17 protein-coding genes are annotated in these 16,840 nt (G+C 59.9%); 12 read left to right on the forward strand and 5 right to left on the reverse strand.

The genetic code is table 11. From position 1 onward, the window contains the following. Positions 1–12: 12 nt before the first annotated feature. Entirely contained in the window at positions 13–663 is a 651-nt protein-coding gene (locus EV286_RS29855) for an RraA family protein (RefSeq protein ID WP_132960885.1), read from the forward strand. Next, positions 663–1,520, forward strand: a complete 858-nt coding sequence (locus EV286_RS29860; protein ID WP_132960886.1) for a carbon-nitrogen hydrolase family protein — start codon at positions 663–665, stop codon at positions 1,518–1,520. The genes EV286_RS29855 and EV286_RS29860 overlap by 1 nt, the downstream gene beginning before the upstream one ends. A 26-nt stretch (positions 1,521–1,546) precedes the next feature. Here the strand turns inward: EV286_RS29860 and EV286_RS29865 are convergent, their stop codons facing one another. Next, positions 1,547–1,786 carry a helix-turn-helix transcriptional regulator gene (locus tag EV286_RS29865; RefSeq protein ID WP_132960887.1) on the reverse strand — a complete coding sequence of 80 codons (240 nt, stop codon included), beginning with the start codon at positions 1,784–1,786 and terminating at the stop codon, positions 1,547–1,549. 73 nt (positions 1,787–1,859) lie between these two features. Here EV286_RS29865 and EV286_RS29870 point away from each other — a divergent pair, with 73 nt between their 5' ends. The 3 genes from EV286_RS29870 (at position 1,860) to EV286_RS29880 (ending at position 4,965) form a co-directional block, all read left to right on the forward strand. Beyond that, entirely contained in the window at positions 1,860–2,342 is a 483-nt protein-coding gene (locus tag EV286_RS29870; protein ID WP_132960888.1) for a helix-turn-helix domain-containing protein, read from the forward strand. Positions 2,343–2,500: 158 nt separating this feature from the next. Then, on the forward strand, positions 2,501–3,616 hold the full coding sequence (locus tag EV286_RS29875; RefSeq protein ID WP_348633595.1) for an ornithine cyclodeaminase: 1,116 nt from the start codon (positions 2,501–2,503) through the stop codon (positions 3,614–3,616). Beyond that, entirely contained in the window at positions 3,613–4,965 is a 1,353-nt protein-coding gene (locus tag EV286_RS29880; RefSeq protein ID WP_281041147.1) for an MmgE/PrpD family protein, read from the forward strand. Before EV286_RS29875 ends, EV286_RS29880 begins: the two co-directional genes overlap by 4 nt. Here the strand turns inward: EV286_RS29880 and EV286_RS29885 are convergent. Next, positions 4,962–6,413, reverse strand: a complete 1,452-nt coding sequence (locus EV286_RS29885; RefSeq protein ID WP_132960890.1) for an amidohydrolase family protein — start codon at positions 6,411–6,413, stop codon at positions 4,962–4,964. The genes EV286_RS29880 and EV286_RS29885 overlap by 4 nt on opposite strands. Beyond that, positions 6,410–7,150: a response regulator transcription factor gene (locus EV286_RS29890; protein WP_165932985.1), complete on the reverse strand. Its 741-nt coding sequence runs from the start codon at positions 7,148–7,150 to the stop codon at positions 6,410–6,412. The genes EV286_RS29885 and EV286_RS29890 overlap by 4 nt, the downstream gene beginning before the upstream one ends. Before the next feature lie 401 nt (positions 7,151–7,551). Between EV286_RS29890 and EV286_RS29895 the strand changes: the two genes are divergently transcribed. Both EV286_RS29895 and EV286_RS29900 read left to right on the forward strand, forming a co-directional pair. After that, positions 7,552–8,298 carry a response regulator transcription factor gene (locus tag EV286_RS29895; RefSeq protein ID WP_165932986.1) on the forward strand — a complete coding sequence of 249 codons (747 nt, stop codon included), beginning with the start codon at positions 7,552–7,554 and terminating at the stop codon, positions 8,296–8,298. Between the two features lie 159 nt (positions 8,299–8,457). Then, the gene (locus EV286_RS29900; protein ID WP_245500879.1) at positions 8,458–9,324 is read left to right on the forward strand and encodes an autoinducer binding domain-containing protein; all 867 of its coding nucleotides are present in this window, start codon (positions 8,458–8,460) and stop codon (positions 9,322–9,324) included. A gap of 87 nt (positions 9,325–9,411) precedes the next feature. Here EV286_RS29900 and traI read toward each other — a convergent pair whose 3' ends face one another. Continuing rightward, the gene (traI, locus tag EV286_RS29905; RefSeq protein WP_132960893.1) at positions 9,412–10,038 is read right to left on the reverse strand and encodes an acyl-homoserine-lactone synthase TraI; all 627 of its coding nucleotides are present in this window, start codon (positions 10,036–10,038) and stop codon (positions 9,412–9,414) included. A gap of 368 nt (positions 10,039–10,406) precedes the next feature. Between traI and repA the strand changes: the two genes are divergently transcribed. The 3 genes from repA to repC all read left to right on the forward strand — a co-directional run bounded on the left by repA (position 10,407) and on the right by repC (position 14,039). Then, complete coding sequence (gene repA, locus EV286_RS29910; RefSeq protein ID WP_132960894.1) at positions 10,407–11,615, forward strand: plasmid partitioning protein RepA; 1,209 nt, start codon at positions 10,407–10,409, stop codon at positions 11,613–11,615. Positions 11,616–11,686: 71 nt separating this feature from the next. After that, a complete protein-coding gene (repB, locus tag EV286_RS29915; protein WP_132960895.1) occupies positions 11,687–12,664 on the forward strand; it encodes a plasmid partitioning protein RepB in 978 nt (325 codons plus the stop codon). Positions 12,665–12,824: 160 nt separating this feature from the next. After that, positions 12,825–14,039, forward strand: coding sequence for a plasmid replication protein RepC (gene repC / locus EV286_RS29920; RefSeq protein ID WP_132960896.1), 1,215 nt, complete (start codon positions 12,825–12,827; stop codon positions 14,037–14,039). A gap of 73 nt (positions 14,040–14,112) precedes the next feature. Here repC and EV286_RS29925 read toward each other — a convergent pair whose 3' ends face one another. Further along, the gene (locus tag EV286_RS29925; protein WP_132960897.1) at positions 14,113–14,322 is read right to left on the reverse strand and encodes a hypothetical protein; all 210 of its coding nucleotides are present in this window, start codon (positions 14,320–14,322) and stop codon (positions 14,113–14,115) included. A 210-nt stretch (positions 14,323–14,532) separates the two neighbouring features. Here EV286_RS29925 and EV286_RS29930 point away from each other — a divergent pair, with 210 nt between their 5' ends. Together EV286_RS29930 and EV286_RS29935 are read left to right on the forward strand one after the other, a co-directional pair. Continuing rightward, positions 14,533–14,922 (forward strand): MbcA/ParS/Xre antitoxin family protein, encoded by a 390-nt coding sequence (locus EV286_RS29930; protein ID WP_132960898.1) that lies wholly within the window; start codon positions 14,533–14,535, stop codon positions 14,920–14,922. A gap of 203 nt (positions 14,923–15,125) precedes the next feature. Then, a complete protein-coding gene (locus EV286_RS29935) occupies positions 15,126–16,784 on the forward strand; it encodes a hypothetical protein (protein ID WP_132960899.1) in 1,659 nt (552 codons plus the stop codon). The last annotated feature ends 56 nt before the right edge of the window (positions 16,785–16,840 follow it).

The raw sequence follows: 16,840 nt of genomic DNA on the forward strand, positions 1-16,840 counted from the left end.
AAAGGCTTGTCCATGACAATTACCTACCGGGTGATGGATCGTCGCCCTCCCCTCCCCGCGGATCTCGTCCAGTTGCTGCGCGATGTGGATACGGCAACGATCGGCCATTTCGAGCATCTCGGCTTTGCAGGCGAGAATATTCGTCCGGTCTTCGTTGCCCGGGCGATCGGCGCAGCCTTGACCGTCGCGGCACCCGGCCGCGACGGCACCGTTATCTACAGGGCGGTCGACATGCTTCTACCCGGAGACATCCTTGTGATTTCGCGGGTGGATCGCGACGATATCGCCTGCGTGGGAGGTGGCGTGGTCTCTGCCGCAAAAGCGAGAGGAGCCGTCGGGATCGTTATCGACGGCCCCTGCACCGATCTCGAGGAGATCGCGACGATCGGTCTTCCGGTGTGGTGCCGGGGCGTCTCCGCAAAGACGACAAACAGGGACATCGCGGTTGGCGGTTCAATCAACGTACCCGTCGCCTGCGGCGGCGCAGCCGTCCTGCCCGGTTATGCGGTGCTCGCCGACAATGACGGTGTGTTCATCGCAGATGCCGACCACATGCGCGTCCTGGCCGAACTAGCAATCGCCCGGCAGCAACGATCACTGGAACTGCGGCCGCATCTGGAATCCGGCCAATCGATTTTCACCTTCCGCCCCGAGGCCGCCTGATGAAGATATCGCTCGTCCAAATGAACTCGCTGCCTGACCGCGATTACAATCTCCTGCAGGCAGAGCGGCTCATGCAGCAGGCCGTCGGTTCAGACAAGCCCGATCTCATAGTTCTTCCTGAGCATTTCGACTGGACAGGTGGCACACCGACAGAGAAACGTGTCGCCGCCGATAATGCCCCCGGCGGTGAGGCATATCGGATGATCAAGGAGTTCGCAGCGCGAAACGGCGTGTGGGTGCATGCGGGAAGCCTTCTCGAAAAGATCCCGTCGAGTTCCCGCATCTTCAATACGACTGTCGTCTTCAACGCCGAAGGGAAGGAAGTCGGCAGATACAGGAAGATGCATCTCTTTGACGTGACCACGCCTGATGGTCGGCACTACGGGGAGTCGGAAACCGTCGCTCCCGGCAGCCGCCTTTTCATCTATGAGTTCATGGGTGTCAGAATTGGATGCGCGATCTGCTACGATCTTCGCTTCAGCCGCCTCTTTGACCTGCTTGCCAATCAAAACGTTGGCCTGTTCATCTTGCCTGCAGCGTTTACCGAGCCGACCGGGAGGGAGCATTGGGAGGTTCTGTGCCGCGCCAGGGCAATCGAGTTCCAGGCCTTCTTCGTCGCCTGCGGTCAATGCGGTAGCTACACCGATCCGGAAGGCCAGAAGCGCCGGACCTATGGAAACTCGTTGGTATGCGACCCCTGGGGCAGGATTATCGGCCGTGCAGGCGAGGAGCCGACCGTGATTTCCGCCTCGCTGGAGCTGTCACGCCTTGACGAGGTGAGAGGATGGATACCGATGGCTGATCACCGGCTTCATCTGGTCAACGTTCCGATCGACGTCGCCGCAGGCGGCGAATAACGAACGGCGTTCCTGCCCGGTCCCGTCTATCGGGCGTCGTCGCGACCGTGCTGGGGATCCTCCGGGAGCACCAGGTCGACGTGGCTGACGCCAAGTGCCTGCGCAAGCAGATACAGGGTGACAATGGTCGGGTTGCGCTGGCCCCTTTCGAGTCCGCTTAGATATTGCTGACTGAGACCGGACAGCATTTCGACCTGTTCCTGCGTCAGTCCTTTTTCCCGACGCAGGCGCGCAAGATTCCGGCCGACCAATTTGCGCATGTCCATGCGCAACTGATTCAGTCTGCGGCGGTTAAGTTTATCAACTATAATATGTAACGGCGCTGGGAGAATTCCGACGATGGGCAGAACCAGAAACACAACCGGGGTCGACAGCATTTCGGGCGCGGCTGATGAAGGCGCATCGAAGGTGGAACGAAAGCCGGACCCGGTCGATATTGCCGTTGGCGCGAGAATTCGCCTTCATCGAATGTCGCGGGGCATGAGCCAGGACAAGCTTGCAAAGGCGCTCGGAGTTAGCTTCCAGCAAGTGCAGAAATACGAGCGCGGCGCAAATCGGATCGGCGCGAGCCGACTACGCAGGATTGCCGAGGCGTTGAACGTTCCAATCCACCACCTGTTTGACAGCCATCTTGGGCAGACGGCAGCCGATGGCACGTCATCGAACCCGGAAGAGCGCGAACTGCTCGACTTCATCCTGACCGCGGAAGGCAAGGCGCTCAACCGTGCGTTCGGTCGGATCGAGAGCCCGGCAGTTCGTCAAAAGCTGGTCGCTCTCGTGGTCGCCTTCGCAAGGCAGCCGGAAGACAATTCGCAAACATAGCGTTCAGATTGGTCTCGATTGCCGTCGGCACGATTGCAAGATCGTTGTTCGATTTTTGCCGTATCGAGGCAAAACCTTTGCAAAAGCTTCGCCTCCGGCCGCGACGTTCCCGCTGTACCATCAGGGAGGATGTTGGAGATACGAAGCAGGAGGTTGCGGTGGCACTCGATCTGGCGATGCGGACGAATGAGGATGTCGACTTCATTTCAGCACGGCGTCTGCGAGAGTTGGACGCAGAGCTCACGCCATCGGAAGTGCAGGCAGCGGTCGACGTTGCCTGGCGCGACATCAGAGCGGGCACGGCCCATGGAGCGAAGGCTGTACTTTCGCTTGCCGAGGCTGAATTCTGGGCGAGACCCGAGGTTGCCACCTCACGTGAAGAGTTCGCAGACGAACGTCTCGGCTGGAAGCTCTCATGTCTCTATAGCGTCAATGGGCGCTACGGTGGCGTCAAGATCGTCGGAGCGAATGCATTCAATCGGCGACTGGGGCTGCCCCGCTCGACCTCGACCGTGCTGTTGCTTGACAAGTTCACGCTCCGGCCACTGGTCGTCCTGGATGGAACGTCGATGTCGTCGGCAAGGACGGGATCCTACGCCACGCTCGTAATTGAGCAGTTCCTTGCGGGACTGGAGCCTCTTTCCATATTCGTCTTCGGCGCCGGACCGGTGGCGCGAAGCGTCATCGACAATCTCGCCTGTGGGCACACACATCGGATAGAGGAGGTTTTCGTTCGCAGCCGCTCTTACGCCAATGCGAAAGCACTTGTCGGCGAACTTGAAAACCGCCTCGGTTTCGCGTTGCGTGCAGTCGACGACAACACGGCCCTGAGCAGGTGCCAGTTCGTCATAACGGCCTCCAACTCCCGCCACCCGGTTTTTGACGATAGCGAACTCGGCGCGGAAGCGGTCACACTTCACCTTGGAGGCGACGAAGTTCCTGAAGCCTATCTGCAGCGCGCGCTGCGAACGGGCATCGTTGGCTGCGACGACCTCGCTACCGTCTCACGAAGGAATTCGCAGAGCCTGGCGCTGCATTTTTCCCGCAAGGGCCTGCAGCTTGAAGAAATCGGGTCGCTGATCGGTATACAACAGCTGTCGAGCCAGATGCCCTGGCCGGCCCGTTCCGACGGTCCGGTTTCGATCACATGTGTCGGTCTGCCTGCACTCGACCTCTACGTGGCTGCGGCCACCTACGAGAAATACCGGCGTGTCTGCGATGGACTGCGCGAGGGGCCAATGCGAGAGGCTGGCGCCGCCAGCTCGGACGTGTGAGCGCCAAGTCGATACATCTGGTCCGCATCCTTTCTGACCACGTCGCCGCGGCTGATGCCATGGGATTTCCCCCGGACGTGAAGGAAATCTCGGGCCGCGCGATCCTCGATCTCCTTGCTGCGACAATAGCGGGCGTCGATACGCCGTCTGCTCTTGCCACCCGGCGGGCTGCACCAGGGCTCTTCGGATCGGGACAGTCACCGGTCTGGCTGACCAGCCGCTCGCTCTCTGCCGCGGCCGCCCTTTTCTGCAATTCTGCAGCTGCCTGTGCGCTTGACCTTGATGATGGAAACAGGGCTGCCAGAGGCCATCCCGGCTCTTGCGTCATACCGACGGTCTTGACGCTGGCAACGCCGGAAACGCGCGCCGACGATCTAATCGCGTCGATCGTGGTGGGATACGACGTCGGCGTTCGCATTGCAGCAGCGCAGAATCCGGACAGGATAAAAAGCCGTCAGTCGGGCAGATGGGCTCCCTATGCTGCGGTAGCTGCAGCTGGCCGGCTGCTCCGGCGCACTCCCGACGAAATATCGAGAGCCTTCTCAATTGCTGGCGTGCTCGCCCCGAACCAGGAAGCAAATGGCAGCTCGGGCTATTCGGCTCTGACCGGCAACGACGTCAAGGAAGGCATTGCATGGAGCTCTTTGCTCGGTCTCAGTGCACTTCACCTCGCAATGGCCGGCCAGAAGGGACCGATGGACATCCTTGACCATGCCTCGCACTACGACGGCTCGCGCATCGTCAATCGGCTTGGAGACCATTGGGAAATAGTCGACACCTATTTCAAACCCTATGGCTGCTGTCGCTACATTCATGCGGCACTGGATGCGCTTCTTGAAATAATGGAGCGCGAGAAGCTGGTGCATGAAGACCTCAGGTCGATAGAGGTAGAGACGTTCGAATGGGCGACGCGCCTGGCCAATCGCCTTGACCCAGCCAACATCGTGGACGTCCAGTATAGCCTCCCCTACTGTCTGGCGGTTGCCGCGGCAGACGGACGAAGCGCCCTCTGCCCCGTCACCGGGTCAGTGCTCGCCCGCACGGATCTCGCTGATCTTGCGTCGCGTGTCGCGATACGCATCGATCTGGACCTCGACCGGGCGTTCCCTGGACAGACAGGGGCAAGGGTCATTGTTTCGTCCTCCAAGGGCCGGTTCGTGCGCGACGGGTCCTCGCCGCTCGGGGACCCGGCAAGGCCGATGTCGTGGCAGATGCTGGTCGACAAATTCCGCATGGCGACGGGCGGGCGGATTTCGTTTGAAAAACAGTCCGCAATCATCGATGCGGTCCTTGCTACCGGGCAAGGCGAGGCGTCTGGCCTGCTCAAAGAACTTCGCTCGCGCCGCTAGCCTTCGGGCCTGCTTGAACGGTCCACAGGCGCCTGTAGGGGGAAATGCCCCGGAAAGGCCTGATCGGTTGGCGGCAGAATCGCACCGTTGAAGACCACGATCCGACCCTTGATGATGACGTGGCGTACGCGGGACAGGTTATGCTCATCGCAGACAACAATGTCTGCGCGCTTGCCTCTGGCTATCATGCCGCGATCGCCGGCGAGCTGTGGAAACGCCTTTGCCACATTGCCGGTCGCGAGCGCGACGGCGGCCGCAGACGAAAGCTGGCCCTTACGGATGATGCGATGGATTGCCGACAGGATCGGGTCCCAGTCGCCTCCGGCAAAATCGGTTGCGAGAGTGTCGACTAGGCCTTCGCCCACGAGTGCATCGAGGTTGTCGGGGCCGTTGCGAAACCTTGTCTCGATACAGTCGAGCGTGGAGACTTCGATCGTTGCGCCTCTTTGCTTCAGCTTGTGGGCAAACCGGACGGATTCCTCAGGCGTGAACATGGGGTGGTTCGAATGGCCCGCGACAATCCTCGCCTTTGGAAATGCCTCCGCCAGGCTGATCAGCGTTGCAGCCGTCGGCGTTGCGCTGTGAAAGAGCGCCGGCAAGCCAAGCCTCGCCGAATGCTCGGCAATTTCCCGGAAGCCCTGACGGGCGAGCGCGACAGGTGGCAGAACGGTGCTTTCAATGAGACGCCGCATGGCGCCCGCGCCAAAGCCCGCGGGCAATCCACTCTCGGCAATCAAGGCCTGGAGCCGATCATCGTCGGTTCCGTCGCTGCCGTCCAGATATCGGCCAAGGACTGCCTCTTTCAGCGATCGTGCCGCACGCGGATGGATACGAATGCCGGTCATCGCCTCGATTGCGGCGGGAATGAACCTGTAGTCCTGCGCCCCACCGCCAAGTGTCTGCCCGCCGCCGGCCTCGCCCAGCGCCTTTGCCCCGGCCGCCACCTGGCTGTCGATGGTCGCGCGCCTGTGTCGTGCCTTGAGGCCTTTGCCGTCTATGGCCATTGCCGCTGCGAGGCTACTCAGCGTGTGCGCGGTCGCGACATGAATATCGAGGGGATGGGAAGCCGCCACACCGGCATTGATTTCATCGGCTAGCGAGAGACCGCAGACGTTCAGCAGGGTGGTTGTCCCAGCAAGGAGATGCCTGTTGCGAAAATACTCGATTTCGGTCGGGGCAAAGGGCTTCGATCCGCTCGGCATCGACGGTCCACCCGCACATCCGTGCGCGTGAGCATTGATGATGCCGGGAAGCGTCGTGCAGCCTTGTGCCTCAATCACGACAACATCGTCGCCGGGCATCCCGCCGTCGCTTTCGACCGAGACCACTTCGCCGCCGCGGATGCGCACGCTGGCGCGTTCAAGGAAGGATCGGCCGTCGCCGATAATGACGCTGCCGCCCCTGATGAGGATGTCATGGCCCCGAGCCGCGCCCGATCTGGTCATCATCGGCAATCCCCTCCCCCGCTAACCCCTGCGTCTTCGTTCGAAGCGGCAAGCCCATAGCCGATCTCCCGGATCGTTCGGATCGGGTCACGCGGCGCTGCTGCCTTCAGTGCCTTTCGCAGCCGGCCGATATGGACATTGACCGTCCGGTGATCGACAAACACTTTTCTTTGCCAGGCACTGGCGATCAGTTCGTCGCGGGAAAGAGCCCGGCCCGGCTCCTCCAGCAGTCTGCACAGCAGGCGGAATTCGATCGGCCCGAGTGCAATTTCGTGACCGCATCGCCACACGCGACGCCTGGAAGGATCCAGGCAGATATCCCCATGGACCAGGCTTGCCTGAAAGGGAGGACGGCTTCCATTGACTGTCAGGCGGCTGCGGACGAGCTGCCTCAGCACCTGCAGAAACTTGCGCGGTTCCAGCGGACGAACAAAACCCTCATCCACCCCGGCCGCAAGAAGCTCCGTATAGCGATCCGCAACGTCCGGACGCACCAGCGCGATAATCTTCAGGTCGGCGACGCCCGGACTGAGCTTAAGGGACTCGCACAGCGAGATCGCACTGCTTACCGAGCTTTGGCAGTCCAGTATGATCGCATCGGTGTCCCTGCTCCCCACCAGCATCAGCGCCTGTTCGTCGCTTGCCGCCAGCGCCGTTTTGAAGCCATCCCCCTCGAGGATGTGTCGAACCAGCAGACAGAAATCCGCATCGCTCGAACGAATGACGATCAGAGGCTTCATGACCTCAGCCTGACGTTGCTGATTGTTCGCACAGATCCTGGACGGCTTGGCGCCACGTTTCCGATCGGCTCCAGATACAATCGCACGTGGCGAAGAATGCATCAAATGGAATGGCGAAACACCATGTTAAGAAATGTGTCGATCCGCATTCGAAGCAAAAGATGATGATATAACAGTAGCTTGATGTACTGTTTGCAAAGAACCGGCGTCCGCAAAATCGTCAATCTGGCATTGCGTGTACCCGGTCCCGTGCCTTCGGATCTCGTCGGATCGCTATCAGCAGTCCACTCTCCTACTGGCACTATTGCGAGTTGCTCTCCTTCGCGTGGCCCCTACCGTGGCGCTGTGCAGCCCTTCGGTCCCTTGCGTGCATGATCGGGTTGCAGCCGAAGGAGGTCGACTTGCTCGCGTGCGAATATCCAGTGGTGAAGGAGCTGGCGCGCGTACGCGGGGACATTCTGTTCGTCGGACGCATCGAGATCGTCCCAGACAGGCTCATCGACGCCATGCGTTGCAGTGGAATGACTGTTCACGTCGTCGACACCGTGAGCAGCATGTGGAGTGCCTTGCGGGAGCATTCCTTCGATCTTGTAGTCCTGGATCTCACGAATTTTGCCGAGATGCTTGCGCTCTGCGGGCAGATCCGCGCTCGCTTCGGCCTGCTGCTGATCCTTCTCATACCCGAGCACGAGCGGGCGGGAAGATTTCATGCGCTCGAAGCGGGTGCGGATGACTGTGTCTTTGAAGAGCTCTGTGGCCTGGAGGTTCTCGCCAGGATACGCAGCCTGCTTCGTCGACAGGCCCTGGCACATCAACTGTTGGAGCGACCGCCGGCCCTCACTTTTGCGGGATGGCGCATCGAGCCGGCCAGCCGGCTGCTTTTCGATCCGTTGGGCGCGCTTGTTGCGCTGACATCGGCCGAGTTCGACCTGCTGTTGATGTTCTGCCGCAAGCCCGGTCAGGTCATTACACGCAGGGACCTTCTCGCGGCCACTCACGTCGGCAGGGCCGGCCCTCTCGAGCGCAGCATCGATGTCCATGTCAGTCGCCTCCGCCGCAAGATAGAGCGCAATCCGCGCCGTCCCTCGATGATCAAAACCGTACGTCTCGGTGGTTACATGTTCAGCGCCATTGTGGGGACCGTCTGACGCATCTGCAGGACGTCATGTTGGCCTGCAAGCGCCAATTGTGAAGATTTGTTGACAAAGTTGCGACGATGTAAAAAAACATCTAAACCGTGTGTGCCGCGTGCATAGGTTGAGCCATGCGGTCTCGATAAATGTATTTCTGATTGTCGCATTCTGACGATGCCCGGCCTTTCCTTGCATCGACGAAATTCTCGATTTTTCGGGGAACGGGTTGCCCAGATCATTTTCCTGCTGACCGGTCAGGCCGGGAAGACCTCTCACCTGGATCTTTCCCGCGAAGCCCGGTTCGCTGATTTCAACGGGAGCTGGAATTTTATGCGCGAAACTGAGTTATTTGACAGACTTATCGATATCAGCGCCGCAGTAAGCGGAGAGAGTTCTCTGCGAGGCGCTCTTGCCAGCCTGGCCAAGACCAGCGGCTTCGACCGCTTTGCCTATCTGAACCTGCAGGCCGGACGAACGATGGCGGTTTCAAACTATCCAAGGGAATGGCAGGCGCGCTACCTGAAGCGCTCTTACATGTCGATCGATCCGGTGGTGGCCATGGCACGCAGGCATATGCGGCTCTTTGAATGGTCGGCCGAGCAGGAGCGCAAGCGCGCATCCAAGGAGGTCGAACGGTTTTACGCGGAAGCATCCGAATTCGGGATCCGCTCGGGTCTCTCGATCCCGATCTGCACCGGTTTTGGCCAGCTCGCCATTCTGACGCTGGCCTCGCAGAGTTCCGGTGTGCCCGTTGGCCACGAGGCCGACGCGGTGACCGCCGCCTCTGCCGCCGCGATGATCCACGCAAGGTTCAGCCAGCAGCCAATTGCGTCTTCCGGAATCGAGACTGTTGTCCTGACCGGGCAGGAACGTGTCTGTCTGCGCTGGATTGCAGAGGGCAAGACGATGCACGAGATCGTCACTGTCGGAGGCCTGAAATATGGCACGGTCAGGTTTCATCTGAGCTCGGCAAAGAGGAAACTGAATGTTGTCTCTCTTCCCCAGGCAACGGCAGTAGCGACAAAGCTGACCCTCATCTAGCCGGCGTGGCGGGTTCCGGTGCCACCTGCCTCATAGTCTGGTCCGGCGCGTCCGGACCGCTACCGAGGGGATGGCACCGTTGAATCCTCAGGCCGCGTGCATCTGCAGGCAAGCGAAGTCCGAGCGATAGGCATTTGGCCTCAGGCGTGCGAAGCTCGCCTCATCGGCCGGAAGGACGCCGGCGACGCTGCGCGTCTCGTTGATCATTATCGCATCGCCGATGCGCCTCATCGGCCACCCTATTCTTCTGAGGATCCGCTCGAGGCGGACGTCGGTGGCGGTGGCAATCTCCGTGTAGCCTCTCGCCCGGCACCAGTCGACGATCCCTGCAAACATCCAGAGCGTGATGTCGTTGACGGTGCCGCCTTCCCTCCCCTGCGCGTTGCCGGTGTCGGCACAGAAACGCGAGCTTTCGATCATCGCTTCGTGGGCGCTGAGCCCGCCATCTCGGAGAAGCTGGGGAAAAACATCCTCGAGCATGGTCCTTCCGGTCGCTGGCAGCAGCCTCGCGCACCCCACGACACTATCCTGCGACGAGATGGCCAGGATGTAGGTGGGATCGAGCTCATCGAACGCATCATATTCCCTGTCCCCGATGCATTGGACGCTCCAACCCAGGCGGTCGCGAAATATACGCGCTCGCAGCTCATGCATCTGATCGATGAGCCGCCTCTCGGAAGTGGTCGTGGGCTTTCTGATTGCCTGCAGTCTCATGGCGCAAAATCTCCGCGTGCTGGAACGCAGGAAGGATTGGCGCTTTCGACTAGCCTGGTCCACTCGCAAAAGTGTCAGCACTGATTCTCCCTTTCCTGCAGGCGGATCAGGCAGACTTAGTCGGGCCGAGCCGGGTCCGGCAGCTAGCAGAAGTGTCAGGTCCGGGAGACAGGATCTCCCTCGTCCACAGAAATAAATCACTGAAAAAGCTGTGAAAAATCGCAGACCCCCGTGACTTCGGGCTCCGCCGGTCGATAACGTTAGCCAGCCGTTAACCCTAAACTCCTTGCTGGCACAGGAGAATCGGACATAATGACGGTTAATTGGGGAAATTTGCCCGAAAATCGTTATCTGGAAGCTTGGCGACAATGAACGCTAATTCGATGCCTTCGCGAAAGGCGCCTGCACACTTTGAAGATCAGATCCTCGAGCAGGGCGATCTGATATCGAAGAAGCTGCATCTGCTGAGCGTGCAGCGATTCCCGCCGAACGCCAAGAAGACCCTGCGCAGTTTTTCGCTCTCTGAAGTCGCCAACTATGTTGGCGTTTCGCAGAGCACACTCAAGAAGCTGCACCTGGAAGGCAAGGGTCCCTCCCCGCAGACATCCTCGTCGGGCCGGCGTTCCTACAGCGCCGAGCAGATGCTCGAACTGCGACAGTATCTGGATGCCCATGGACGCTCCGACAGTCGCATGTATGTTCCGCACCGGCGGGTTGGAGAAAAGCTTCAGGTCGTCGCCGTCGTCAATTTCAAGGGCGGCTCGGGAAAGACGACGACGGCGGGCCACCTTGCACAACACCTGGCGCTGACCGGACACCGCGTGCTGGCAATCGACCTCGATCCGCAGGCCTCGCTTTCATCCCTGCACGGCTTCCAGCCGGAGCTCGACCAGATCTCGTCCATCTACGACGCGATCCGCTATGACGGCGAGCGCAAACCCCTGTCGGAGATCATTCAGCAGACGAACTTTCCCGGCCTCGACGTCGTGCCTGCCAATCTCGACCTGCAGGAGTACGAGTATGACACGCCGCTTGCGATGGCGGACAAGTCGTCGAACGAGGGCAAGACGTTCTTCACCCGAATTTCCCGATCGCTCGCCGAGGTCGATGACCGCTATGACGTCGTGGTCATCGACTGCCCGCCGCAGCTCGGCTATCTGACGCTGACTGCGCTGACTGCCGCGACCAGCGTGCTCATCACCATCCACCCCCAGATGCTGGACGTCATGTCGATGGGCCAGTTCCTCCTGATGCTTGGCGGCATCCTGAAGCCGATCCGGTCAGCAGGCGCTGAGGTGAACCTCTCCTGGTATCGCTATCTCATCACGCGCTATGAGCCGACCGACGTTCCCCAGGCGCAGATGGTGGGTTTCATGTCGACCATGTTCCACGAGTTCATGCTGAAGCACCAGATGGTGAAATCCACCGCGATCTCGGATGCGGGCATTACCAAGCAGACCCTGTACGAGGTGGAAAGATCCTCGATGAACCGGGGAACGTATGACCGAGCGCTGGAATCGATGGATGCCGTCAATGCCGAAATTGCCGGCCTGATCCACCAGGCATGGGGGCGGTAATTTGTCAGCTGACAAAAATCGAGTTTTTGGACGAAAAAACAACCCGCTAGCGCATATTGGGAGCAGGTAGGATGGCACGGAAAAATCTACTCGAGGGTCTTGCAGATCTTCCGGACGATACCGGCGCTGTCTCTTCCTATCCGATGCGCGGGGCGGGAAAGTCTCTCGTTCGCTCGCTCGATGATCTGGCCAAGCAGGCGGAGAAGTTTCTGGAAGGCCAAGCCGTCGTCGAACTGGACCCGGATCAGGTCGAGGTCTCCTTCGTCAAGGACAGGCTGAGCGACGATGACGAGGCGTTCCGCGAACTCGTCGAGGCCATTCGTGCTCGCGGCCAGGACTCGCCGATACTGGTGCGCCCGCATGGCAAGATCGACGGACACTACCAGGTCGTCTTCGGACACAGGCGGGTTCGGGCAGCACGCGAGCTGGGGCGGAAGGTGAGGGCGGTCGTCAAGTCGATTGATGACCGGGCTCACGTGATCGCCCAGGGCCAGGAAAATTCGGCGCGCGCGAACCTTACATTCATCGAGCGCGCCCTCTTTGCAAAACGGCTCGGTGATCTCGGCTATGACCGTGAGGTCATCTCGACCGCCTTGGCTGCCAATGCGGCCTCTATCTCGAAGATGCTCTCGGTGGCCGAGCGCATTCCCGCGGCTGTCATCGAGACGATTGGTGCGGCACCCGGCGTTGGACGTGAGCGGTGGGTCGAGCTCTCCCTCCTGGCGGGCAAGGCGTCGAATACGTCACGGATAGGCGAGGTGCTAGCGGGCACAGGCTTCGCCGCGCTTTCATCGGACGAGCGGTTCGCGGCGCTCCATACGGCGCTCAACAGGAAGGCCGCTGCGGTCAGGAAGACGGGCGGAGCGGCGCAGAAGGCCAAGTGGCAGCCAAGTGACAAGGCTGTTCTGGCCGAGATCAAGAACACCGGCAAGGCGTTTTCGATGTCGATGAAGGCGAAGAATGCCGGCCGGTTCGGTGAATTCCTTTCCAGCAAGCTGGATGCGCTCTACGAGCAATTCCTCGAGCAGGAGGGAAACAAAGGAGACTAAACGCGCAAAAGAAAAAGGCCCCCAAACGACCAAGTCGTGGAAGCCCTTCTCGTATTCCCTAAGCAAGAATGAGAATCGCATTTCCACGAATCCCCGTCAAGAGCATTTGGCACCGTTTTGGTGAGCGTAGTTCTTTTGCCTGAACAAAGGTGAAGGAAAAATGCAGACGCATGTGGTCACGACGCCCTTTGGGCGGCGGCCGATGACGCTTGCCTTGATGAAAGGCCAGTTGGATACAGCCGAAATCAAGGCCGGCAAGTCGGTCGAAAAGTGGAAGGTGTTTCGAGATGCCTGCGAGGCGAGGGAACTGCTCGGCGTCCAGGATCGTGCGCTTGCCGTTCTTGATGCGCTGTTGACGTTCTATCCGTCCAACGAGTTGTCGGATGAAAAGGGCCTGGTCGTCTTCCCCTCGAACGAGCAGCTCGCCGTCCGTGCCCATGGCATTGCCGGCACCACGCTGCGCAGGCACCTGGCGGCCTTGGTCGAGGCTGGGCTGATCGTGCGCCGCGACAGCCCGAACGGCAAGAGATATGCGCGCCGGGATCAATCCGGTGAGCTGGAACAGGCATTCGGGTTTTCGCTCGCACCGTTGCTTGCCCGGGCCGAGGAGCTTGCCCACCTGGCTCAGCTGGTTGCCGCCGAGCGCAAGCGGTTCCGCATCATGAAGGAGGCGCTGACGATCTGCCGTCGTGACGTTCGCAAGTTGATCTCGGCTGCAATCGAGGAAGGTGCTGGAGGCGACTGGCCTGCCATTGAGGACCATTTCCTGACCCTCCTCGGCCGCATACCACGTTCGCCGACGATCGAGGACCTAGCCTCTGTCGTCGATGAGATGGAACTGCTGCGCAACGAGATCGTCAATCTCTTGGAAATGCAGCTGAAAGCGGAAAAAAGTGACACCAATGATGTCCATTCTGGACGTCACATACAGAATTCAAATACCGAATCCATCCATGAACTTGAACCTGGTTTCGAGACGACCCAGGACGAACCGCCGAGGCAGAAGGCCGCTGGCCTGCAGGAGCCTGCCAAGGCATTCCCGTTGAGCATGGTGCTGAGGGCCTGCCCGCAGATCTGGGACTACGGACCCGGCGGGTCGATTTCGAGCTGGCGCGAGCTCATGTCGGCGGCCGTCGTGGTGCGTTCCATGCTCGGCATCAGTCCGTCGGCCTATCAGGAGGCCTGCGACGTCATGGGGCCGGAGAACGCCGCCACGGCGGCCGCGTGTATCCTCGAGAGGGCAGGGCATATCAATTCTCCCGGCGGTTATCTACGCGACTTGACGCGAAAAGCTGCCCGCGGCGAGTTCTCGCTTGGGCCGATGCTGATGGCGCTTGTACGAGCCAATTCGGGAGTCGATCGGTCTGCGTCATGAGATCAAGGAAAGGTTTCATTAACCATGACGGTGCGGCGTCGGTACGGCTGAGGCCCTTGCGAGGGGCTGCGGTTCATTCGGTAGGAACCAAGGCATCGAAGACTTCGAGCAGGGCATCGACGACGGCCTGCCCAAGCCCGTTCGCAGCGGTGGCTATCGTCGCATCTTCGCCCTCACGAGACGCAAGCGCGAGGTTTGCACCCTGGTCGGCGACAATCGCGCTTGCGCGTTCGATCGCCCATTGTGCGAAGTCGCTTCGATTTTCGATGGTCATTGTTTCCACGGGTTCGTCCTTGTGTCGTCGTGACTGTGCTGCCAGGGTGCATGCCATATTTTCACCCCTGCAGTCGAGGATGGCTGATGGCGCGGTACTGCCACCCTGACTGCGTAAGGCGACTGGTCCTTCGCCGACCGCCGGAACGATTGCAGATAGCTCTTCAAATGCTGTGTATGCTGCACGGCAATCAAGTCGCTCGATATGACGGGTGATGTGATGGCCGAGGCCATGAAGGTTTCAACGCAAGACGACCTCTTGGTTCTGTCGTTTATGGACAGGAGCGGCAGCATAGCCATCGCTCAAATCGCCGGCGAGTTCGGCATGTCGAAAACCCAGCTTGCCGAAACCGCCGGCATTGCAGCGGGGACCCTCTATCGGGTCAAGAGCAGCGATACCGCCAAGACACAGGGTCGACTGCGCGAGATGCTGGAAGTGATCGGTCGCGTCGTGGAATGGGCAGGGGGCAAGGAGCAGGCCATGGCCTGGTACCGGGCCCAGCCAATTCCGGCTTTTGGTGGACGTACGGCCGAAGCCCTGGTGAAGGAAGGCAGGGCTTCAGCCGTTCGCGATTATCTCGATCACATGGCCCTTGGTGGTTTTGCCTGAGGTTCACGGGCACCTGCTACCGGGTGCATGATCCTAGATGATTCTTCAAACCGACATCCAATGACGAAGCGGGGACCAGAGTTCAGCGCATCGGGCGTGGATGACGCTCGATTGCAAATCGCGGATGTGATACAAGCGTCTTGACGTAGCGTGCTTCCACTTCTCGCAGAAATTTCATCTTGATGTTGAAGGAGGCGTGACCAGTGATTCAACCATCGATTTCACCAAAGGGCGTCGACGAGATCCTGTACGGACCAGGCGAGCGAAAAACTACCGTGCAATTGAGTGGCTTCACCGATCAGGCGCGACTGACGGCCGAAACGTCACTCACCAGCAACGAGGGCCTAAAGCTCCGAGTCGCATCCATGACTACGGTCCGCTTCGTCGAAAAAGAAATCTATATCGACGTCATTCCCGGAGAAGTGCCCGAAGGGCTTGAAAACGAAACCGAGACTGAGGCCGTGACCGTCTGGGAAGAGGAAGTTGTCCGCACCGTGCAGGGTGGTGGCCCTATCGACGTGGGACGTTCGGAGGCCGTCAAGGTCGATGTGTCGATCGAAGTGACTGACCCGAGGTTCAGGCGGGGTACCGGCGTTTTAATGATTACCTCGGGTGTATTCGAGCGACCGATCGCCGTCCCGCTCGTCTTCCAAAGTGGAAGCCTGGTAGACTTCAGCGTTGCTCCCGGTGAACTTGGCGAGGAGCAGGGTGGGGTGGTTTCGGTGACGATTTCCGCAAGCCACCGCTCGGGGCCGGGTGCGGAAGTCACATATGAGCTCATCGGTGACGCAGAGGCGGACCGCATCACCATGGAGCCAGCGGCTGTGCGGCTCAAGCTTGAGCCTGGCGATTCGAAGAAGGCGATTGCAGCCTTCAGAATCCCGAGAGATTGTGCACCGGAGGGTCATACACTCAGGATCCTCCAGCGTGGCGCATTTCCCGCAGATGGATGGCATGAACGCACTGTCACGCTGCACGTTAGGCCGGCACCTCCACCCGCTCCACGACCGACGCTTTCGCTCGAGACAGCGCGCGACAGCATTCAACAGGAATACTTGAGGCATGGTGGGCCTTCCGGTCGTCTCGGATATCCCACGAGCCCAGTCAAGATGAGTCCATTCGGTGGTTTGGCGACCCGATATTATCGTGGTGGGAGGATCGAGGCGACGTTGCGGGACGGACCTATTGGAGTAGTGACCCAGGCCATCGTCACCTTCAAGGTCGTCGTGAGTTTCCTGGGATTTCGCTGCATTAGGGAATCTGACCACGACCAGCTTACGCCGACCGACGAGCCATATTTCATTCTCGCAATCGACAACGCTACCGGCAATCCAATTGTTCAAAAGATTGGTCCCTTCGAAAACATAGAAACTGGAAGCGAAATAGGCGTCGGCCAAATATTCAAGATCGACAATCTCACGCCAAATCCGCTCTCGATCAGGGTTATCGCCTATGAGAACGACCAAGGAGACCCTAGCGAGACCGCACGAAAACTGCAGGAGAAAATGGTCGAACTCGCAAGAGCGGTTCAATCCCTCGCGGGAGCTGCAGGTGCTGATGCGGCCGATGGTCCGGGGATCGGGCCAACGGCCGCTGCGAGTGTTGTGGGGGCGTTCGCAGGTCCATTGGGGGCACTCTTGGCCGCGGGAATTGTCCAAATCCTTGATCTAGGCGATGACTACATTGGGCAGGGTGCGCAGCTCCTGTACGCAAGGACCGAGCTGGCCGGATCAGACCCTCCGCGCCAAGGCTCATTCCAAGGGCAGGACTACAATGTGATGATCGAAATCAATGGCCGGGAGGAAGGGCACTACCAGCTGTTCTTCGACGTCGACGGAAGGACCATCAACGAGCAATCGTAGGGGTGTCTTCAGAGAAAATAGGATCGTAGGCGAGGCTGCGCTGTGCACGCCTTGAC

It is taken from the genome of Rhizobium sp. BK251 (genome assembly GCF_004345245.1).
Taxonomy (GTDB): domain Bacteria; phylum Pseudomonadota; class Alphaproteobacteria; order Rhizobiales; family Rhizobiaceae; genus Rhizobium.